The organism is Variovorax sp. NFACC27, assembly GCF_048301545.1.
Classification (GTDB): Bacteria; Pseudomonadota; Gammaproteobacteria; order Burkholderiales; family Burkholderiaceae_C; genus Variovorax; species Variovorax gossypii.
Genome location: NZ_CP157613.1, coordinates 2,956,126 through 2,976,156 on the forward strand (window position 1 = coordinate 2,956,126; position 20,031 = coordinate 2,976,156).

Consider the following 20,031-nt stretch of genomic DNA (forward strand, 5'->3'; position numbering starts at 1 on the left):
CGCTCAGGCCTCCACCGTGTCGAGGACATCGGGCGACGTGCGCAGCGCGCTCTCGGGCAGGCCGTTCTTCCACGGCACTTCCACCGGGTAGGGCTTCAGCAGGCAGTCGTCGGGCAGCAGCTCTATGGGCGTGAAGTCGCGGTGCGCGATGTACTCGGGCCGCTTGTGGCGGCGGATGTGGTTGCTGACCGCGCACAGGCTCAGGTACACAGCCACGCGGTTGAAGGGCGAGAGATTGCTGCCCGAGGCATGCACGAGGCAGCTGTGGAACAGGATCATCGAGCCGGCCGGCCCCTTGGGCGAGACGATGCCGCCGTGCTTGCCGCCGGCGCGATCCACCAGCTGGCGGATCAGGTCGTTGTCCACGGTCCACAGCGGGTAGCTGGTGGTCGTGAGGTCGTGCCTGGCATCGACCACGCCCTTGCGGTGGCTGCCCGGGATGAACATCAGCGGGCCGTTGTGCTCGTTCACGTCGTCGAGAAAGATCGCGACGTTCATCGCGCGCTCGGTGGGCATCAGGTCGTCGTTGAGCCAGGTGCCGTAGTCCTGGTGCCACTGCCACACGTCGCCTTCGAAGGCCATCTTTCCGTTGATCTTGAACTGGTGCATGTAGACCTCCTCGCCGAAGAGATCGGTCACCGGCTCGACCATGCGAGGGTGGCGCGCGAGCCGGGCGAAGGGCTCGCTCACGAGGTGCGCGGCGAAGTTCGTGCGCACGGCGTCGGAGCCTTTCTCGCGCACGTTGAAGGCCTCGCGCCTGGCGTAGAGCTCGGGCACCGCGTCGGTCAGCGCCCTGGTTTCTTCGGCCGAGAAGTGGCCGGGGAAGAACAGATAGCCGTCGCGCTCGAACTGCGCGCGCTGCTCGGATGTCAGTTTCATGCCTTGTCTCCTTTTCTTGCGGGTGTGGCCGTGGTGGTATGGGCGGACGCGGCATGTGCCCGCAGCCGCTCGTTCAATGCCTCGCTGGCCCGCGAGACGTGTTCCTCGCTCAGGCGCGCGGCGCGATCGGCATTGCCCGCTGCGATGGCTTCGGCAATGGCCTCGTGCTCGTCCCACAGCGTCTCGCGCTGCGGCTCGGCCTGCAGCACCGCGCCCATCGCGCGGCGCAGGTGGCGCCAGTGCGGATCGGCGCTCTGGCCGATGAGCGGATTGCCCGATGCTTCGTAGATGGCCTGGTGGAAGGCGACGTCGGCGTCGAGCATGGCCTCGACATTGCGCCCGCGCGCGGCTCTCCGGCCGCGTTCGATGAGCTTCGGGTCGATGCGAAAGCGCTGCTGCGCCGCCAGCCGCGCGGCCAGTGCGTCGAGCGCACCGCGCACTTGGTAGACCTTGCGCATCGCTTCGGCTTCCAGCGGCGCCACCAGCACGCCGCGGCCGGGCGCGTCGAGCACGAAGCCGTCTTTCTTCAGCAGGCGCAGCGCCTGCAGCACCGGTTGGCGCGACACCGAGAGGCGCTGCGCGATGTCTTCCTGAGTAATGCGCTCGCCGGGCGCGAGCGTGCCGCTGCTGATGGCGCCGAGCAGCGCGCGATAGACCTGGTCGACGAGGTCGGGAGCGACTTCGATGCTGACGAGCTGCGCGGGCATGGTTGTCTCCTTGCGCCGGTTTCTGAACTCTGTATACAGAGTACGGAGTTCGGATGCGCTCCGCATACCGGGTTTTTACCCATCGGGGCTGCAAAAAATTGCAAGCCGCCGCTAAGCTCGAACACATGCAACTACCTACCTACGACGACGTCATCGCCGCGGCCGCGCGGCTCGAAGGCCATGCTCACCGCACGCCGGTGCTGCGCTCCACCACCGCCAACGAGCGCTGGGGCGCCGAGTTCTTCTTCAAGTGCGAGAACTTCCAGCGCATGGGCGCGTTCAAGTTCCGCGGCGCGTTCAACGCGCTGTCGAAGTTCGATGCCACTCAGCGCAAGGGCGGCGTGATCGCCTTCTCGTCGGGCAACCACGCGCAGGCCATCGCGCTGTCGGCGCGCCTGCTGCAGATGCCCGCCGTCATCGTGATGCCCAAGGACGCGCCGGCCGCCAAGGTCGCCGCCACCAAGGGCTACGGCGCCGAAGTCGTGATGTACGACCGCTTCACCGAAGACCGCGAAGCGCTGACGAAGCGGCTCGCGCAGGAGCGCGGCATGACGATGATCCCGCCCTACGACCACCCCGACGTGCTCACCGGCCAGGGCACGGCGGTGAAGGAGCTGATCGAGGAAACCGGCCCGCTCGACCATCTGTTCGTGTGCCTGGGCGGCGGCGGGCTGCTCTCGGGCTCGGCGCTGTCGGCGCGCGCCCTGTCGCCGCAGTGCAAGGTCTACGGCGTGGAGCCCGAGGCGGGCAACGACGGCCAGCAGTCGTTCCGCGCGGGGAAGATCGTGCACATCGAAACGCCCAAGACCATCGCCGACGGCGCGCAGACGCAGCACTTGGGCGAGTACACCTTCGGCATCATTCGCCGCGACGTGGATGACATCTTCACCGTCACCGACGAGCAGCTCGTCGACGCGATGCGCTTCTTCGCCGAGCGCATGAAGATGGTGGTGGAGCCCACCGGCTGCCTCGCCTTCGCCGGCGCGATCGCGGCGGGCAAGGCCATCGCCGGCAAGCGCGTGGGCGTGCTGATCAGCGGCGGCAACGTCGACCTGTCGCGCTTCGCGGCGCTGATCGCGCCGCAGTAATCCCGCAGCCGCGGGCTCAGGCCCGGATGCCGCCGGCCGTCAGGTGAAGCAGGCGGTCGGCCTGAGCGGCCGCGCTCTCCGAGTGCGTCACCAGCACCAGCGAGGCGCCGTGCTCGCGGGTCTGGCCGATCAGCAGCTCCATCACCTTCGCCGCGGTGGTCGGGTCGAGGTTGCCGGTGGGCTCGTCGGCCAGCAGCAGGGCGGGGCGATGCACCAGTGCACGCGCGATGGCCACGCGCTGCAGCTGCCCGCCCGACAGCGTCTGCGGCAGCCGCGCGCCCATGCCGGGCAGGCCCACTGTCTCGAGCATGTGCGCGATGCGGCTTTCGCTGTCCTTCTGCTGGCCCAGCAGCATCAGCGGCAGCGACACGTTCTGCGCCACGTCGAGGTGCGGCAGCACGTGGAAAGCCTGGAACACGAAGCCCACGTGGCGCCGCCGCCAAAGCGCGCAGGCTTCGCCGTCGAGCGCGCCGACGTCGGTGCCGTCGTGCGTCACCGTGCCCTGGTCCCAGCTGTCGAGACCGGCCATGCAGTTGAGCAGCGTGGACTTTCCCACGCCCGATTCGCCCACGATGGCGACGAACTCGCCGGGCTCCACAGTGAGCGTCACGTTCTCGAAGACAGGCGCATCACCGTAGTGCTTGCCAAGGTTGGAAATGCGCAGCGTCATCTTTGAGCGACGGTCCTGGCGATCAGTTGAACGGCGGTCTGCACGGCATCGGGTGCGTCGCAGGCGATCACGGTGCGCTGCGGCATGCTGCGCAGCCAGGTGATCTGCCGCTTGGCGAGCTGGCGCGTGGCGGCGATGCCGCGTTCGCGCAGGTCGGCCATGGCCTTGGCGTCGGGCGCCGCATTGCCGCAGGCATCGAGCGTTTCCCAGGCCTGCCGGTAGCCGACGCAGCGCATCGAGGGCAGGTCGGTCGAAAGATCGCCGCGCGCGCGCAGGGCGCGCACCTCGTCGAGAAAGCCCGAGGCCAGCATGGCGTCGAAGCGCTCGGCGATGCGGCCATGCAGCCAGGCGCGGTCGGTGGGTTCGAGCGAGAACAGCGCGCCGCCTTCGACCGCGCTGGCGGTCTTGTTGTCGCTCGCATGAAAGCTCGACAGCGGCCGGCCGCTGCTTTCCCAGACTTCGAGCGCGCGCTGGATGCGCTGGCTGTCCTGCGGCGCCAGCCGCGCGGCCGTGACCGGATCGACCTGCGCGAGCCGCGCGTGCATGGCGGGCCAGCCGTGCGTTGCAGCGTCGGCGTCGATGCGCGCGCGCACCGCGGCATCGGCGGCGGGCATGGCATCGATGCCGTCGAACAGCGCCTTGAAGTACAGCATGGTGCCGCCCACCAGCAGCGGCAGCGCGCCGCGTGCGCCGATCTCGTCGATGAGCCGCGTGGCATCGGCCACGAAGGCTGCCGCGCTGTAGCTCTCGCGCGGATCGAGGATGTCGATCAGGTGGTGCGGCACGGCGGCCTGCTCGGCGGCCGTGGGCTTGGCCGTGCCGATGTCCATGCCGCGGTAGACCAGCGCGGAATCGACCGAGACGATCTCCACCGGCAGCAGGCGCGCGAGCGCCAGCGCGGCGGCCGTCTTGCCCGAGGCGGTGGGGCCGGCGAGGGCGACATAACGCGGTGGAAATCGGGGCGGGGTACCCGGCTGGGCCGGCGAGACCGGGGAGGCCGAGGAGACGGCCTTTGCGGCCGCGACGGAACTGGGAGACATGGTGCGCCGAGGGTAGCAAATGGCGCGAGCCCGGCCGGACGGCGGGGCTTGGTGGCGTGGCCTCAGGTCAGATCGCCGCGGGCGCGGGCTGCTCCAGCTTGCCGCTCACGTCCTGCGGGGTAGGCGCGCGGCCGGCCGCCGGCGGCGCGAGGCGCGGCGTCGGGCGCTGAACGCCGGCATTGCTGGCGACCATGTTCTCCGGCTTCATGCGGAACAGTTGCGTCAGCGCCGCGCGGTACTGCGCCTCGCCGACCGAGTTGGTGTTGTGGTGCGAGCCGCCCTCGACCAGCACGAACATCTTCGGCACGGTGGCCGCGTTGTAGAGCTTGCGGCCCAGCGTCGGGTTGATGAGGCTGTCGGCGGTGCCGTGCACCACCAGCAGCGGCGCGCCGATGTCCTTGACCGTGTTGATCGCCTCGAAGCGCTGCGTGATGAAGGGGCCGAAAGGCAGCCAGCCCCACTTGAAGCTGCTGACCACGTCGGCGATGGAGGTGAAGGTGCTCTCGACGATGGTGCCGCTCTCGTCCTTCACGTGGGCCGCCAGGTCGATGCCGATGGCGCCGCCGAGGGAGTGGCCGAAGATGTAACGGTGCTGCCTGGGGTGGCGCGCGGCGAGCCAGGTCCAGGCGGCGCGGGCGTCTTCGCGGGCCGATTCCTCCGAGGGCAGGCCCTTGGAACTCTTCCCGAAGCCGCGGTAGTCGATGGCCAGCACCGAGAAGCCCAGCTCGTGCATGCGCTGGATCCGTGGGGCCGAGCCCGCCACGTTGTAGCGGGCGCCGTGCAGGTACAGCATCACGGGCGTGTCGGTGGTCTCGGGGGCGCCGCCCAGCCACAGGCCGTGCAGCCGCGCCGGCTCGCCGGTGATGGAGGACTGGAAGTCGATCCACACGTCTTCCATGCCCTGGGCCATGGAGGCGGTGTTGCCCCAGCTGCGGTCACTGGGCTGGAAGATCCATTCGCGTTGCTGTTCGTCGAGCGTCGAGCAACCGGCGGCGAGCAGGGCACACAGCGATAAGACAGACGCGAGGAGGGTCCAGCGTTTCATCATGGGGTTGAGGGACAGCGAAGTCGGCCGGAAAGTTCACCTGCTTTCACCTTGATGCGCCGACACAGCACCTTGGTAACCCCCCGAAACAGCGCTCACTGGCGCTTTACAGAACACATGCAACGTATGTGCCCGCGGTTCCGCCGACTGAGGAAAACCCTAGAAAAAAGGCTTAAAAAGTCCGAAAACCGCTGATCGGCCCCGTCTACCCCGGTTATCGGCCACGCATGAAGAGCGAGTCGAGTTCGCGCACCGAAAGCTGGCGCCAGGTCGGCCGGCCGTGGTTGCACTGGTCCGAACGTTCTGTTTCTTCCATCTGGCGCAAGAGGGCGTTCATCTCGTCGATGGTGAGCTTGCGGTTGGCCCGCACCGCCCCGTGGCAGGCCATGGTGGACAGAAGCTCGTTCTGGGCGCGCTGCACGACGGTGCTCGCGTCGTGCTGGCCCAGTTCGGCGAGCACGCTGCGCGCCAGTTCCACCGGATCGCCGTCCGCCAGCGTTCCGGGCACGGCGCGCACCGCGAGCGTGCGCGCCGAGAAGGGCGTGATTTCCAGGCCCAGCGTCGGCAGCACCTCGGCGCAGGCCTCGGCCGTGGCCACCTCCTGCGGCGTGGCCGCGAAAGTGGCCGGGATCAGCAGCGGCTGGCTGGTGATGGCCGCGCCGTCGAGCTGCGTCTTCAGGCGCTCGTAGACGATGCGCTCGTGCGCCGCGTGCATGTCGACGATCACCAGGCCCTGGCTGTTCTCGGCCAGGATGTAGATGCCCTGCAGCTGGGCCAGCGCGCGGCCCAGCGGCCAGGCCTGTTCGTTGGTGGCGAGCGGCGCGGCGTTCGTGTTCGCGGCGGTGATGGGCAGCCCGACCGGGGGCTGGAACGTCGCCGGCGCTGCGCCGGCCTGCGGCCAGAGCGACGGTGAGGCCGGTTCCGAGACTCGGACCGGTGCCGGCTGTTCGTCTTGCCGCGGCCACATCGCCTCGAAATCGCCGGTACCGCGTTCGCGCGCTGTGAAATTGATAGCAGGCTGCGACCAGCTGGCGTTCGACGGCAGCGGGGCCGGCTTGAAGAACGGCTGCGGCGCCGTGCCGGAAGGTGCCACCGCGTCGCCGGAGCGGGGCGCGGCCAGCGCGTCTTCCACGGCATGGCGCACCGCCTGGTGCACCTCGCGTCCGTCGCGAAAGCGCACTTCGATCTTGGTCGGGTGCACGTTCACGTCGACCCGCGACGGATCGATCTCGAGGTACAGCGCGTAGATGGGCTGGCGCTGGCCGTGCAGCACGTCTTCGTAGGCGCTGCGCACCGCGTGCGACAGCACCTTGTCGCGCACGAAGCGGCCGTTGACGTAGAAGAACTGCTGGTCGCCGCGCGAGCGTGCCGCGTCGGGAATGCCCGCGCGACCGATCACGCGCACCGGACCGCCTTCGCGGTCTACCGCCACGCTCTGCGCCACGAACTCGTCGCTGAGCGCATCGGCCAGCCGCTGTTCGCGCGTGGAGGCCGCGCGCCACTGTTCGACCAGCTTGCCGTCGTGCCAGATCGAGAAGCCCACCTCCGGCCGCGCCAGCGCATGGCGGCGCACCGCCTCGATGCAATGGGCCAGCTCGGTGGCGTCGGTCTTCAGGAACTTGCGGCGCGCCGGCGTGGCGAAGAACAGCTCGCGCACCTCGACCGTGGTGCCTGTGGAGCGCGCCACGGGCCGCAGCTCGCCGGTGCGCCCGTCGAGTGCGAAGGCGGTGTCGGCGCCGGCGAAGCGCGAAAGAATGCTGAGCTCGGCAATCGAGTTGATGGCAGCCAGCGCCTCGCCGCGAAAGCCCATCGTGCCGACCGTCTCGAGGTCGATGAGGCTGGCGATCTTGCTGGTCGCGTGGCGGCGCAAAGCCACCGTGAGTTCTTCGCGCGGAATGCCCAGGCCGTCGTCTTCCACCGAGATCAGCCGCACGCCGCCCGAGGCCAGCCGCAAGGTGATCTGGCTCGCGCCGGCATCGAGCGCGTTGTCCAGCAACTCGCGCACCACCGAGGCCGGGCGCTCGACGACTTCACCGGCGGCGATCTGGCTGATCAGCTCGTCGGGGAGTTCGCGGATGGGGCGGCGTTCGGCAGGGGAGATGGAGGTGGGGAGGGCGCTCACCGGGGCATTCTAAAAGCCGTGCAGTTCTCAGCGCTTCATCAGCGTATTCGAAGGCAGCGTCTCGTCCAGCAGCTTGCGCGCGGTCTCGATGCCCGCCACCGGCAGCAGCTTCGCATCGAGCAGCCCCACCTGCACCAGCACGCTGGCCTGGTCCCAGTAGATGTGCTCGTGATAGAGCTTGTCGCCGCGGAACTTGATGACCGCCAGCAGCGGGATCTCCACGCGCTTTCCGGTCGGTGCCACGCCCGGCAGCATCCACGGGATCTCGGTGGTGTGGGTGAAGCAGAACAGCATCTCGTCGACCACCTGCGTGGCGCCCACCGTGCGCGAGATCGGCACCAGCGAGGTGTCGGGCGGGTTGCTGTTGACGAAGTGGTTCGTATAGAACGCGTGCAGGTTCTTGTAGCCCACGCCGCCGGTCATGGTCGGGATGTGGTTGACGTAGGGCTCGGCCACCATGGTGGACATGGTGTCGTCGACGTTGCGGGTGCCGAACTCGTACTCGCAGTGCTTGTCCCACAGCGCGGGCAGGTCGTAGTGCGGGCCGATGGTGCCTTTCAGCGCGGCAATGCTGCGCTCGTGGGCCATGAGGGCCGAGGGTTTGTGGAAATGCTCGCCGCCTAGGCGGGCGAAGGCGTGGTCCATGCCCGGATACACATGCAGAGAGACGCCGGGTCGGCCCTTGAGCGCGGAGACGATGCGCTCGCGCGCCTCGGGCGGGCAGAACTTGTCGAGCTCGGCGATGTGCAGCGTGAGGGGGCGCTGGATGTTGTCGGCCTCGTCGAGCGCGGCGTCAATGCCCACGCCGTAGTAGCCGACGGCGACGTCCGCGTCGGTGCGGCAGGCGCTGAGGTAGGCGAGCTTGCCGCCCAGGCAGAAGCCGAGCACGCCGACCTTCTTGTCGGGCACCTCCGCGCGGCCGCGCAGCGCGTCGATGGCGGTCTGCATGTCTTCCATGCCCTTGGCTTCGTCGAAGCCGCCGTAGAGCGCGAAGGCGCGTTGCCAGTCGGCTTCGCTGTAGCCGAGTTCCACGTTCGGCTCCTGCCGCCAGAACAGGTCAGGCACCAGCACCACGTAGCCCTCTTCGGCGTAGTAGTCGGCCACCTCGCGCATCGTGTGGTTGATGCCGAAGATTTCCTGCGCAATCACAAGGCCCGGGCCGGTATCGGCTCCGGGCAGTGCGAGATAGCCGCGGAAAGTGCCGCTGCCGTCCTTGGCTTGCATCTGGATGTACTGGCCTGTCATCGCGTGTTTCTCCTGTCGAGGGTTTGTGTATGTGAGAGCGCTGTCACTGCTGTTGCTGTTGCAACTGCTTGAACATGACGTAGGCATCGACGTAGCCGTGCTGCGGATGCCTGAACGCACCGGGCAGCGTGCCGACGATGGCGAAGCCCATCTTGCGCCACAGGCGCACCGCGCCCTCGTTGGTCGACACCACGAAGTTGAACTGCATCGCGCGAAAGCCCATGCGCAGGGCCTCCTGCTGCGAGTGTTCGCACAGCGCCGACGCCACGCCCATGCCGCGCGCTGCATCGGACACCACGTAGCCGCAATTGCTTACGTGCGAGCCCTGGCCGGGCTGGTTGGGGCGGATGACGTAGGTGCCGAGCACCTTGCCTTCGTCGTCGCAGGCCACGAAGGTTGCAGTGGGAACTTTCGTCCACGAATGGCGTGCCTGTTCCTCGGAGACGTCGGGCGGATAGGTGTAGGTGTCGGCGCGCCGGAAGGTGGGTTCGAGAACGGACCAGATGGCCGGCCAGTCCGCATCGGTGGCGGCTCGTATGTGCAGCATGGGGTGATTCACGAGGGCGTTCGGTTTCAGCAAGGATAATCCGCGGCCATGGAAATCATCAGCTTTCTCGTCGACTTCGTTCTTCATGTCGACAAGCACCTCCAGCAATTCGTCATCGCTTACGGCCCCTGGGTCTATGCATTGCTGTTCCTCATCGTCTTCGTCGAGACCGGCGCGGTGGTGATGCCGTTCCTTCCGGGCGACTCGCTGCTCTTCATCGTCGGCGCGCTGTGCGGTGCGGGCCTCATGAACTACCCGCTGGCCTGCGGCATCCTGATCGCTGCCGCGATCCTGGGCGACCAGTGCAACTACTCGATCGGCCGCTACTTCGGGCCGAAGGTGTTCCAGTGGGAGAGTTCGCGCTTCTTCAACCGCAAGGCCTTCGACCAGGCCCATGCCTTCTACGAGCGCTACGGCGGCATCACGATCATCCTCGCGCGCTTCATGCCCTTCATCCGCACCTTCGCGCCCTTCGTGGCCGGCGTGGCCGAGATGAACCGCGCGAAGTTCACCATGTTCAACGTGGTCGGCGCGCTGATCTGGGTGCTCGGCATCGTGACGGCGGGTTACTTCTTCGGCAACCTGCCGCTCGTGCGCGAGCATCTCGACAAGATCATCTGGGCGCTGATCTTCGTGCCGGGTCTGCTGGCGATCTATGGCGCATGGCGCGCCTCGAAGGCCGAGAAGGCCCGCGCGGCGCAGGCCTCGCAGGCCTGAAGCAGTCAGCCGATCAACCATTAAAAAAGCGCGCCACCGGCGCGCTTTTTCGTTCAGGCCCGGTCAGCGTCCGGGCCGCATTGCGGTGCCTCAGTAGTTCGGGCCGTTGCCCGGGTAGTAGCCGCTGCCGCGCGGATAGCGCTGCTGGTTGTAGTAGTTGCGCTCGTCGGCATTGCGGCCGATCTGGTTGCCGATGATGCCGCCGATGGCCGCACCACCCACCGTGCTCGCGGTGTTGCCGCCGATGGCGTTACCCACCAGCGCGCCGCCTACCGCGCCCACGCCGGTGCCGAGGTTCTGGTTGGGGCCGCTCGCGCAACCCGCGATCGTCATGACCGAGGTGGCTGCAGCAGCAGCGATCCAGAGACGTGTGTTCATGATGTCCACCTTTCGAGGAGTGATGCTTCATCATCTCCAACAGGTGGCCCCATGCCGTGTAGGAACCTGCCGCACGTGCCTGTGCGCGCTCTCGCGTCGCCAGGCGTGGGACAGGAGTGCACGCTTTGGCTTTACAGAAGCCCAGGCGTGCGATCAGAGTTGCCGGCTGCGCGCCAGCGGCGGGTTCTGCGCGAAGTAGCGCTGGATGCCGCGCATCAGCGCGTCGGCCAGGTTCTCCTGGTAGTCGACGCGGCGCAGGTTGGCTTCTTCTTCCGGATTGCTGATGAAGGCGGTTTCCACCAGCACGCTCGGAATGTCGGGTGCCTTCAGCACCGCGAAGCCGGCCTGCTCGACCGAGCCCTTGTGCAGCCGCGCACCGATGCCCTTGATCTCGCCGAGCATCGCGCCGCCGAGCTTCAGGCTGTCGTTGATCTGCGCGGTGGTGCTCATGTCGAGCAGCGCGCGCTGCACCTGCGCCTCGTGGTTGCCCACGTTCACGCCGCCCACGCGGTCGGCGTCGTTTTCCTTGTTGGCCAGCCAGCGCGCGGCGCTGCTCGAGGCGCCGCTCTGGCTCAGCGCGAACACGCTGGCGCCGCGCGCGGCGGGCGTGGTGAAGGCGTCGGCATGGATGCTCACGAACAGGTCGGCCTGCACGCGCCGCGCCTTCTGCACGCGCACGCCCAGCGGCACGAAGAAGTCTGCGTCGCGCGTGAGAAAGGCGCGCATCGGGCTGCCGTTCACGCTGCTCGCGTTGATGCGCTGGCGCAGGCGGTGGGCCACCTGCAGCACGATGTCCTTCTCGCGCGTGCCGTTGGGGCCGATGGCGCCGGGGTCTTCACCGCCGTGGCCGGGGTCGAGCGCCACGATGATGATGCGGTCGGTGCGGTTGGCCGTGGCGGCAACCGGTGGGGGCGGCGGAGCGGCCGGTGTAGCGGGCCTGACGGGCGCGGTGGCCACCACGGGAGGCGGTGGCGGCAGCGAAGGCCTGTCGCCGCCTGTCATTGCGGCGGGCGGCGGCGATTGCGGGCCGGGGCGCATCGACTGCTGGGCCATCAGGTCGCCGAGCGGATCGGCGGCCGGCGCAGTCGCCACCGCCGGCGGCGCAACCGTGGAGCCGCCGCCCGTGGAGCGGGGCGCATCGCGCAGGCGTTCGGCGATCAGTGCTTCCATCGGGTCGACTGCCTGCTCGGGGTACAGGTCGAGCACCAGCCGGTGCTTGTAGGCAGCCACGGGCGCGAGCGAGAACACCTGCGGCACCACGGCCTGCTTCAGGTCGAACACGATGCGCACCACCTTCGGCGCGTTCTGCCCGACGCGCAGGCCATTGATGTACGGGTCGCCGGGCTTGATCTTGCCGACCAGCTCGCGCAGCTCGGGGTTGAGGTCGATGCCCTCGATGTCGACGGCGAGCCGCGGCGGGCTGCCCACCACGAGCTGCTGCGAATTGAGCCGTGCGTCGGATTCGATGGTCACGCGCGTGTAGTCGGCGGCGGGCCATACGCGCACTGCGAGGATGGTGGCTCCGCGCGCGATCTGGTGCACGCCGAGCATCAGCGCGATGCTGCCGCCCTGCAGCAGCACGCGCCGTTTCAGGCCGGCCGCCTTCATGCGGCGATGCGCGCCAGCAGATCGCTGCCGCGAGGGGTGTTCGCGAGGAGGGTCACGCTGCGTGTGTCGTCAGTCATTGCTTCTATTTTAATAGCGAGGTCGGCAATTGGTGTGCGGCCCGCGGCGTTATCCGGCCATTCGGCCAGCTTGAGGCCCGGCCCGGCGAAGATGTCGCGGAAGCCGGCGTCGTCCCATTCGCGCGGATCGGCGAAGCGATAGAAGTCGAAATGGAAGATCTGCAGCCCGTCGGGCGCCTCGTGGGGCTCGACCACTGCGTAGGTGGGGCTCTTGATGCGCCCGGCGATGCCCAGGGCGCGCAGCAGATGGCGTACGAAAGTGGTCTTGCCGGCACCGAGGTCGCCATGAAGTTCGATGAAGGCGTCGCGCAATGCAGGCGATGCGGCCAGCGCCCGCGCGAAGGCGTCGGTGTCGGCTTCGCTGCACCAGCGCAGGCTGCGGGTGCTCTTGTGCGTTTCTACAATCGGCAAGTGATCGTCAGCCATCCACTCGTTGTGCGTATTCAGGCCTTGGCCCGGGAACTCGGATTCTCCCAAATCGGAATCGCGGGCGTCGATTTGTCGAGCGCCGAAGCCGGTCTGATGCAATGGCTGGCCCATGGGTTCCATGGCGAGATGCAATACATGGAAACGCACGGCACGCGCCGCGCCCGGCCGGCCGAGCTGGTGCCGGGCACGGTGAGCGTGATCACCGCGCGCATGGACTACCTGCCGCGCAGCACCAGCCCCGAGTGGCAGACCGTCGAATTCGACAGGCTCAAGCGGCCCGGCGAGGCCATCGTCTCCGTCTACGCACGAGGCCGCGACTATCACAAGGTGTTGCGCAACCGGCTCGCGAAGCTGGCCGAGCGCATCGCCGAGGAGGTCGGCCCCTTCGGCCACCGCGTCTTCACTGACTCGGCCCCCGTGCTCGAGGCCGAACTGGCCTCGCGCAGCGGCCAGGGCTGGCGCGGCAAGCACACGCTGGTGCTCGACCGCGACGCGGGCTCGATGTTCTTCCTGGGCGAGATCTACGTCGACATGGAGCTGCCGCCCAGCGAACCCGTCACCGCGCACTGCGGCAGCTGCAGCGCCTGCATCGACGTGTGCCCGACGCAGGCCATCGTGGCGCCGAAGAGGCTCGATGCCCGACGCTGCATCTCGTACCTCACCATCGAGCACGGCGGGCCCATTCCGGTCGAGCTGCGCCCGCTGATGGCCAACCGCATCTACGGCTGCGACGACTGCCAGCTGATCTGCCCCTGGAACAAGTTCGCGAAGAAGAGCACGCTGCCCGACTTCGACGCGCGCGAAGAGCTTACGGGCCGCACGCTGGCCGATCTCTTCGCGTGGACCGAACAGGACTTCCTGCGCCGCACCGAAGGCAGCCCGATCCGTCGCATCGGGCACGAGCGCTGGCTGCGCAATATCGCCGTGGCGCTGGGCAATGCGGCGCGGGCAGGCGAGGGCGGTGCGAAAGAGGCGCTGGCAACCCGTGCCGAACACCCGAGCGAACTGGTGCGCGAGCACGTCGCGTGGGGCCTCGCACAAGAGGCCGCGGGCTGAGGCTCTATCCGTTCAGGCCGGAAGGATCTCGCGCACGCGCTCCCACGGCCGGCACATCAGCGTGCCGCGCGGCGACACCACGATGGGGCGCTGCAGCAGGATCGGGTGCTCGACGATGAAGTCGAAGATCTGGTCGTCGGTCCACTTCGAGTCGGCCAGGTTCAGCTCTTCGTAGGGGGCTTCCTTGGTGCGCAGCAGCTCGCGCGCGCCCATGCCCATGGCCTTGGAGAGCTCGCGCAGCTTCTTCTTCGAGGGCGGGGTTTCAAGGTAGAGAACGATCTCGGGCTCCACGCCGCTTTCGCGGATCAACGACAGCACGTTGCGCGAGGTGCTGCAGTTGGGCTTGTGGTAGATCGTCATCGGGTAGGCGGTGGTCGGGGTGCGTGTGGTCATGGTGTCGATGATAGAAAACCGGCCTCAGCCTTCCTGTGCCGGATCGGGCGAGAGCGGAAAGCGCTTCGCCCAGAACTCAGCCAGCCGCGGATCGGCATCCACGCGACGCACCACCCGCGTCATGCGCGGTGCCACGCGGTAGAAGCGCCTGCGGCCCGGCGTCCAGCGCGACATCACGGTCACGTACAGGTCGAGCATGCTGATCCTGTCTCCGAGCAGGTAGGGGGCAGGTTCGTCGATCTGCGCATCCATCAGCTGCCAGCACTGCGCGATGCGTTCGGCGCTGCGCTCGAGCATCGCGGCCTGCGCGGCGGTATCCGGCACGAGGCGCGAAGGCTCGTCGCGCACCCAGAACAGCGAGTAGATCGCCGCCGGCAGGTAGACCATCCAGCGCAGATAGCGCGAGCGCATCGGGTCGTCGGGCGCTGGGCAGAGGCCGGCTTCCGGATAGCGGTCGCCGAGCCAGATCAGGATGGCCGCGCTCTCGGTCATCACTTCGCCCGAAGGCAGCACCAGCGCGGGTACCTGTCGCATCGGGTTGATGCCCGAGATGCGCTCGCGCTCGGCCTCGCTCTCCCAGGTGGCGACGTCGACGGTTTCGACCTGCGCGCCGATCAGCGTCAGCGCGGCGTGGATGGGCGTCGCACCCGAGCCGGGTGCGCCGTAGAGGGTGTAGCGGTCTTCGTGGGCGGCTGTGGATGGCATCCGCGCAGGTTACGCACGCCCACCCCCGTTGTCACGTAGGTCAGGCCGCCAACAGCGCGTCGACCTTCTTCAGGGCTTCGAGCGTCTTGAAGCAGGCCTCGGCCACTTCCGTTCCCTTGACCGCGAAGTGGCGGTGGAAGTATTTGCGGTGCTCCACGTGCTCGTGGAAGTGGTGCGGCGTGAGCACGGCCGAGAAGATCGGCACGTCGGTCTCGAGCTGCAGCGACATCAGCGTGCTGACCACCGTGTTCGCCACGAACTCGTGGCGGTAGATGCCGCCGTCCACCACCAGCGCGCAGCCGATGATGGCCGCGTACTTGCCCGAGTTGGCGAGCCGCTTGGCGTGCAGCGGAATCTCGAAGGCGCCGGGCACGTCGAAGATGTCGATGAGATCGCGCGCCACGCCGAGGCGGTCCATCTCCTCGAGGAAGGCGTCGCGTGCCTGGTGGACGATGTCGGAATGCCACTGCGCCTCGACGAATGCGATGCGCGTGCCGCGTGGCGAACCGGACGCGGTGACGGCGGAAAGGGGAAGGTCGTTGATCTGACTCATGGTGTGCCTCTTGAAAGCAGGTTTCCTGAATCAGGGCGCACGAAACCGCAAGGCCACTCGCGCGCCAGCACAAAGCGAAGCGCGCGGGCAGACCCGCATTTCGCGCTCTCTTTCATCCGGACTGTGACCGTCGGCTTCGGAATCGCACCGAAATCTGCTGACCCCGAAGCTCGTTGCAAGCTCCGGGCGCTCGCGGGCTTGTGCTGCTGTTCCTTCCGGAACGTGCCGCCATCACCGCCGGTGGGGAGTTTCACCCCGCCCTGAGAACGCTTGCCGCCCGGCGAGCCGGACAGCGGGGCGATTCTAGGAGCCCGTCGGGGCGCGGGTCTGTCGCCCGCGCGCCAGACCTTCGACCCAGCGGGGATTTTCTTCAGAAGCGATACGTGGCCGCCGCAGTCACGGTACGCCGCTGGCCGTAGAAGCAGTCGCCGCGCGCCAGGCAGGTGGTGAGCTGCACCTTGTCGGTCAGGTTGCCCACGTTGAGCGACAGGCGCAGCGGGCCGTTGTCCCACGCGAACATCGCGTCCAGCAGCGTCACCGAGGGCACCGGGTTGGCGTCCATGCCGTCCCACGACTTGCCGAGATAGCGCACGCCGCCGCCGACCGAGAAGCCGGGCACGCCGCCGATGGAGAAGCGCCGCATCAGCCAGGCCGAGGCCGTGTGCTTCGGTACGCCCGAGATGCGCTTGCCCAGGTCGGTGCCGTTGCTGCGCGAGACGCGCGCGTCGGTGTAGGCGTAGGAGGCGACCCAGTCCCAGTCGCGCCCGATGCTGCCCTTGTATTCGAGCTCCAGCCCCTTCACGTGCACTTCGCCGAGCTGGATGCTGTTGAGCGGGTTGGTCGGGTCGGTGGTCTTGCGGTTGGTGTCGCGCAGGTCGTACACCGCCGCCATGAACGAGGTGCGCTGGCCTTCGGGTTCCCACTTCACGCCGGCCTCCCATTGCTTGCCGCGCTGCGGCTTGAAGGGCGTGTTGTTCACGTCCACGCCGCCCAGCGGCAGGAACGATTCGGCATAGCTCAGGTAGGGCGCCCAGCCGCCGTCGGCCAGGTAGACGATGCCGGCGCGCTTGGTGGTGGCCTTGTCGTCGGCGGCAGCAGCGGGGCGGCCCTCGGTGTCGGTGGTGGCCTTGTCGTGGCGCAGGCCCAGCAGGCCGATCCAGCGGCCGTACTTGATCTGGTCCTGCACGTAGATGCCGGCCTGCTTCTGCAGCACCGAGGGCTGCCGGGTGAGGAAGGTGGGTGGCGTGTAGTTGCCATACACCGGTGCGTACACGTCGAGCGCGCCCGCGCGGCCGCGGCCGGTGGACTGCGAGGTCTCGTTGCGCTGGAAGTCCGCGCCGACGAGCAGCGTGTGCTCCACCGCACCGGTCTTGAAGTGAGCCTCGGCCTGGTTGTCCAGCAGCAGCATCTTGCCGCCGTTGAGCTGCACGATCAGGTCGCGCTCGATCGTGCGCTGGTCGGCGTTGAACACCGGTCGCGCCGGGCGTCCGGTGAGCCGGTTGGCCGTGAAGCTGGTGTAGGAGGAGTTGTAGAGCACCTTGCTCTCGGTCGAGCGCAGGTTCTGCCTGAAGGTCCAGGTGTCGTTGAAGCGGTGGCTGAACAGGTAGCCCAGCGAGGTGTTGCGCGTGTCGTAGCGGTCGAAGCCGGGCTCGCCGGTGAAGGTCGAGGTGGGAATCTGCCCGTAGAGCGAGGGCAGCAGCGTGCCCTGCCACGGGAAGAAGCCGATGAGCGAGCCGCTCTTGTCCTTCTGGTACAGCGCCTGCAGCGTGAGCGAGGTGTCGGCGCTCGGGCGCCAGGTGAGCGAGGGCGCGAGCAGGATGCGGTCGTCGGGCACGTGGTCGACCTGCGTGCCGCTGTCGCGGTTCACGGCCACCAGTCGATAGAGCCACTTGCCTTCGGTGTCCAGCGGCCCGGTGAAATCGGCCGCGACCTGCTTGCGGTTGTGGCTGCCCACCTGCACCTGCACTTCGCGCTGCAGCTCGGCCTGAGGCCGCTTCGAAACCAGGTTCAGCACGCCGCCGATGCCCCCTTGGCCGTAGAGCACCGAGGAGGGCCCGCGCAGCAGCTCGACGCGCTCCAGCGTGTATGGATCGGCCCGCGTGGTGTTGTAGGTGCCGTAGCTGCGCTGCAGCCCGTCGAGGTACTGGATGGCGTCGCCGCCGCGCACCTTGAACGAGTCGACGCGGCTGTCGAAGTAGCTCGACACCACGCCGGCCGTGTAGTTGGTGGTTTCTCGCAGCGTGAGTGCGCTCTGCGCCTCCATCTGGTCGCGCGTGACCACCGAGATGGCCTGCGGCGTTTCGATCAATGGCGTGTCGGTCTTGGTGGCGGAGCCGCCGCGCCTGGCGACGAAGCCGGTCACCGGGCCGGTCGCGCTTTCGCCCGAGTCGCCGGTCACGGTGATTGTGGGCAGGGCCTTGCGGGTCTCGGCGGATTCGTCTTTTTCCTGGGCGTAGGCCGGCACGGCGGCGCCCAGCGCCATGGCGGTTGCCGCGAGCGTGGCGCGGCGGGTGTGCGAAATGCGCCAAGTGGAGCGCCCAGCCGGGCGCCGATGCTTCTTCGATGTCATGTGCAGCTTCTCCTGTGTCCTGCGTTTGGGGGGAGTGGCTGCGGCGCGCGCCGTATGCGGGCGCGCCATGGCTTCTCTGATCCGGTCCTGTCAGATCCGGACGAGCGCAACCGGCGGCTCGCTTCGGGCTGGCTGCCGGTGGGTTTTATGGGTTCTTGTTGCGTCGTCGCGGGCAGCCGTTGCGGCTGCGGTCTTCGTTCCTTCGAAGACGGCTTGCGCGCCCGTTGCGGGCGGCTGGCTGAGCGGCGCGATTATAGGAAGAAAGGAATCAGCGTCCGCCGAGGAACTGCGTCATGCGCTGCAGTTCGTCGTCGAGCGCCGCGCGGAAGGCCGCATCGCGCGGCTTCTTGCCGGCATAGCCGAAGGCCGGTTGCAGCCTGCCCTCGGGCGCGCTCACGTTCGCCCAGCCGATCACGCGGTCGTGCCACAACACCGGCAGCGCGTAGTAGCCGAACTGGCGCTTGGGCGCGGGCGTGTAGGCCTCGAACTTGTAGGTCCAGTCCCAGAGCAGTTCGAAGCGGCGGCGGTCCCACACCACCGGGTCGAAGGGTGCGAGCAGGCGCACTTCGTCGTCGGGCGCATGGCGGCGCGAGGCCGGGTTCTCGTCGGCCGGCCAATACCAGGTCGTGCCGTCGATGCTGCAGCTCGCGAGTTCGTCGCGCGCGATGCGCAGCGCCGCCTGCGTCTGCGCTGCGAGATGCGGCGCGCCATAGCCGAGCAGGCGCACGAGGTAGGTGAGGCTGGAGGCCGGCAGCGGCGCGTACTTGCGCACCACCAGTTCGATGAGCGCCGCCGCACGGCGAGCACGGCCGGCGGGGCTGTCGTCGGCCGGCTCGTGCGTCACCGCCTCGTAGACGCGCGTGCCGCTGTCGCGCCGCACCACGCGCAGCATGCCGCGGTAGTGCATGCCGTCGAGCAGGTGCGTGGTCGCGTTGCTCGAGCCACCCCAGTAGTTCTTGATGCGGCCGTGCGCGAAGTGCTGCTCCACCTGGCGCGGATGCACCGGGCCGTGCTCCTGCACGTAGGCGAGCACGTCGGCCGCCTTGCGCCGCGTGTCGGCGTCCCATGCCTGCCTGGCCTCGCGCGGATGCATCAGCGCCAGGTGCTCGCGCGGCAGGAAGCCGTAGTTGACGAGGCAGTCTTCCTCGATGGCGAGGCGGGTGTAGCGGCTTTCGAGATCGCCCGCGTGGTAGTCCTTCACGCGGTGGCGCAGCGTGAGGTCTTGCGCGCGTGCGGGGGCGCGGATCGGGTCGGCCTGCACGAAGCCCAGCTGGCGGATCGCCGCGGGCAGCGTCGTGGGCTTGAAGAGGGTGCGCGCCACTGCGTAGCGGCGCAGGTCGTCGAGGGTCGGGGCAGGCATCTGCGGATTGCAGCACAGGCGGCGGACTTTCGCTTTGCTGCGTTGTGCGTTCGGCGCTGCTGCGGAAGCTGCATTTGTTGGCAGTCTCCGTGACTTCGTGCTGCAGCAGCGGCTGCTTTGCCGTGTTCTTCTCTAGAGTGAATGCCCCTGTCACTCAACACCCCACCAAGGGGAGAAGAAAGGCGCAACACACCCGAGTCACTCAGATGTTTGAAGGCTGCTTGCCTCGCGGCAGGTCGTCGGTGCGAAAGCAGCGATGCAGATGCGAGGTATCAAAAGGCGACGGCCGGGGTGTTACTAGCACCCCAGCCGTCTAACCAAGTTCGTGCAACACCTTGGAAGGACCGCACAAAAATGGCTACCAAGACTATAGCCCGGCCTCGCACGCCGGTAGCTTCCGCAGAAACCGCCCAAGACCCGGCGGATCTTCTTGAAAACACACTCTCTCAGCTCGAAGCTCTACTGTGGGTTTGCCACGGGGAAGACATCGATTGGTGCAGCGGGGATGGGCCTCGACGACTGGACAACCTGCTTTGGCTTGCGGCTGAGCTTGCGCGCAAGGCCGGAGAGCTGTTTCAGATGAGCGAGAAGGCGCGATGTGGGGCGCCTGAGACTGGCGGTTAGCGGCTGGTCCGCGGGCCGCGGATTTCGCGGCCCGCCTGAAGCATTCGTGGTGAAGGGAATTCGGGGCGATTGAGGTTTGCGAGGTAGGGCTTGATGGCGGCTATGTGTTCCGAGCTGATCCTCGGCGGTCAAGGCGAGCATCCGCTTTACAGCGGGTGCGGCCGATCACGGCCGCATCATGAACTCGCCGCCTCGGACACATTTCAAGCATTGCATTGC

19 protein-coding genes and 1 riboswitch are annotated in these 20,031 nt (G+C 68.0%); of the genes, 3 read left to right on the forward strand and 16 right to left on the reverse strand.

The window, feature by feature from the left end:
* Positions 1-3: 3 nt before the first annotated feature.
* Positions 4-879, reverse strand: a complete 876-nt coding sequence (locus tag ABL840_RS13800; protein ID WP_093300613.1) for a phytanoyl-CoA dioxygenase family protein — start codon at positions 877-879, stop codon at positions 4-6.
* On the reverse strand, positions 876-1,586 hold the full coding sequence (locus ABL840_RS13805) for a GntR family transcriptional regulator (protein WP_093300612.1): 711 nt from the start codon (positions 1,584-1,586) through the stop codon (positions 876-878). The genes ABL840_RS13800 and ABL840_RS13805 overlap by 4 nt, the downstream gene beginning before the upstream one ends.
* Before the next feature lie 125 nt (positions 1,587-1,711).
* Here ABL840_RS13805 and ABL840_RS13810 point away from each other — a divergent pair, with 125 nt between their 5' ends.
* A complete protein-coding gene (locus tag ABL840_RS13810) occupies positions 1,712-2,674 on the forward strand; it encodes a threo-3-hydroxy-L-aspartate ammonia-lyase (protein ID WP_093300610.1) in 963 nt (320 codons plus the stop codon).
* 16 nt (positions 2,675-2,690) lie between these two features.
* Here ABL840_RS13810 and ABL840_RS13815 read toward each other — a convergent pair whose 3' ends face one another.
* The 6 genes from ABL840_RS13815 to ABL840_RS13840 all read right to left on the reverse strand — a co-directional run bounded on the left by ABL840_RS13815 (position 2,691) and on the right by ABL840_RS13840 (position 9,343).
* On the reverse strand, positions 2,691-3,344 hold the full coding sequence (locus ABL840_RS13815; protein WP_093300609.1) for an ABC transporter ATP-binding protein: 654 nt from the start codon (positions 3,342-3,344) through the stop codon (positions 2,691-2,693).
* The gene (gene miaA / locus ABL840_RS13820; RefSeq protein ID WP_093300607.1) at positions 3,341-4,384 is read right to left on the reverse strand and encodes a tRNA (adenosine(37)-N6)-dimethylallyltransferase MiaA; all 1,044 of its coding nucleotides are present in this window, start codon (positions 4,382-4,384) and stop codon (positions 3,341-3,343) included. The genes ABL840_RS13815 and miaA overlap by 4 nt, the downstream gene beginning before the upstream one ends.
* A 67-nt stretch (positions 4,385-4,451) precedes the next feature.
* Complete coding sequence (locus ABL840_RS13825) at positions 4,452-5,429, reverse strand: alpha/beta hydrolase (RefSeq protein WP_093204919.1); 978 nt, start codon at positions 5,427-5,429, stop codon at positions 4,452-4,454.
* 214 nt (positions 5,430-5,643) lie between these two features.
* Positions 5,644-7,551, reverse strand: a complete 1,908-nt coding sequence (mutL, locus tag ABL840_RS13830; protein WP_093300606.1) for a DNA mismatch repair endonuclease MutL — start codon at positions 7,549-7,551, stop codon at positions 5,644-5,646.
* Positions 7,552-7,578: 27 nt separating this feature from the next.
* Complete coding sequence (locus tag ABL840_RS13835; protein WP_418116266.1) at positions 7,579-8,796, reverse strand: dienelactone hydrolase family protein; 1,218 nt, start codon at positions 8,794-8,796, stop codon at positions 7,579-7,581.
* Positions 8,797-8,839: 43 nt separating this feature from the next.
* On the reverse strand, positions 8,840-9,343 hold the full coding sequence (locus tag ABL840_RS13840) for a GNAT family N-acetyltransferase (protein WP_093202188.1): 504 nt from the start codon (positions 9,341-9,343) through the stop codon (positions 8,840-8,842).
* 48 nt (positions 9,344-9,391) lie between these two features.
* Here ABL840_RS13840 and ABL840_RS13845 point away from each other — a divergent pair, with 48 nt between their 5' ends.
* Positions 9,392-10,060 (forward strand): DedA family protein, encoded by a 669-nt coding sequence (locus ABL840_RS13845; RefSeq protein ID WP_093202185.1) that lies wholly within the window; start codon positions 9,392-9,394, stop codon positions 10,058-10,060.
* Between the two features lie 90 nt (positions 10,061-10,150).
* On the opposite strand, the gene ABL840_RS13850 is transcribed toward ABL840_RS13845, so the two are convergent.
* The 3 genes from ABL840_RS13850 to tsaE all read right to left on the reverse strand — a co-directional run bounded on the left by ABL840_RS13850 (position 10,151) and on the right by tsaE (position 12,549).
* Positions 10,151-10,438 carry a glycine zipper domain-containing protein gene (locus ABL840_RS13850; protein ID WP_093202247.1) on the reverse strand — a complete coding sequence of 96 codons (288 nt, stop codon included), beginning with the start codon at positions 10,436-10,438 and terminating at the stop codon, positions 10,151-10,153.
* 153 nt (positions 10,439-10,591) lie between these two features.
* Positions 10,592-12,046: an N-acetylmuramoyl-L-alanine amidase gene (locus tag ABL840_RS13855; RefSeq protein ID WP_093300603.1), complete on the reverse strand. Its 1,455-nt coding sequence runs from the start codon at positions 12,044-12,046 to the stop codon at positions 10,592-10,594.
* Positions 12,043-12,549 (reverse strand): tRNA (adenosine(37)-N6)-threonylcarbamoyltransferase complex ATPase subunit type 1 TsaE, encoded by a 507-nt coding sequence (tsaE, locus tag ABL840_RS13860; RefSeq protein ID WP_093300602.1) that lies wholly within the window; start codon positions 12,547-12,549, stop codon positions 12,043-12,045. The genes ABL840_RS13855 and tsaE overlap by 4 nt, the downstream gene beginning before the upstream one ends.
* Here tsaE and queG point away from each other — a divergent pair.
* Positions 12,535-13,608: a tRNA epoxyqueuosine(34) reductase QueG gene (gene queG / locus ABL840_RS13865; protein ID WP_176947428.1), complete on the forward strand. Its 1,074-nt coding sequence runs from the start codon at positions 12,535-12,537 to the stop codon at positions 13,606-13,608. The two genes, tsaE and queG, sit on opposite strands and share 15 nt — an antisense overlap.
* Before the next feature lie 12 nt (positions 13,609-13,620).
* Here the strand turns inward: queG and arsC are convergent, their stop codons facing one another.
* From arsC to ABL840_RS13890, 5 genes are all read right to left on the reverse strand, one after another.
* The gene (gene arsC / locus ABL840_RS13870) at positions 13,621-14,001 is read right to left on the reverse strand and encodes an arsenate reductase (glutaredoxin) (protein ID WP_093202177.1); all 381 of its coding nucleotides are present in this window, start codon (positions 13,999-14,001) and stop codon (positions 13,621-13,623) included.
* A gap of 24 nt (positions 14,002-14,025) precedes the next feature.
* Positions 14,026-14,706 (reverse strand): glutathione S-transferase family protein, encoded by a 681-nt coding sequence (locus tag ABL840_RS13875; protein WP_093300600.1) that lies wholly within the window; start codon positions 14,704-14,706, stop codon positions 14,026-14,028.
* A gap of 40 nt (positions 14,707-14,746) precedes the next feature.
* Complete coding sequence (locus ABL840_RS13880; protein WP_093202171.1) at positions 14,747-15,259, reverse strand: 6,7-dimethyl-8-ribityllumazine synthase; 513 nt, start codon at positions 15,257-15,259, stop codon at positions 14,747-14,749.
* Positions 15,260-15,359: 100 nt separating this feature from the next.
* A riboswitch (FMN riboswitch) is annotated at positions 15,360-15,531 on the reverse strand.
* A 98-nt stretch (positions 15,532-15,629) separates the two neighbouring features.
* The gene (locus ABL840_RS13885) at positions 15,630-17,828 is read right to left on the reverse strand and encodes a TonB-dependent siderophore receptor (RefSeq protein ID WP_418116267.1); all 2,199 of its coding nucleotides are present in this window, start codon (positions 17,826-17,828) and stop codon (positions 15,630-15,632) included.
* 268 nt (positions 17,829-18,096) lie between these two features.
* A complete protein-coding gene (locus ABL840_RS13890) occupies positions 18,097-19,188 on the reverse strand; it encodes a DNA glycosylase AlkZ-like family protein (RefSeq protein WP_093300599.1) in 1,092 nt (363 codons plus the stop codon).
* Between the last annotated feature and the right edge of the window lie 843 nt (positions 19,189-20,031).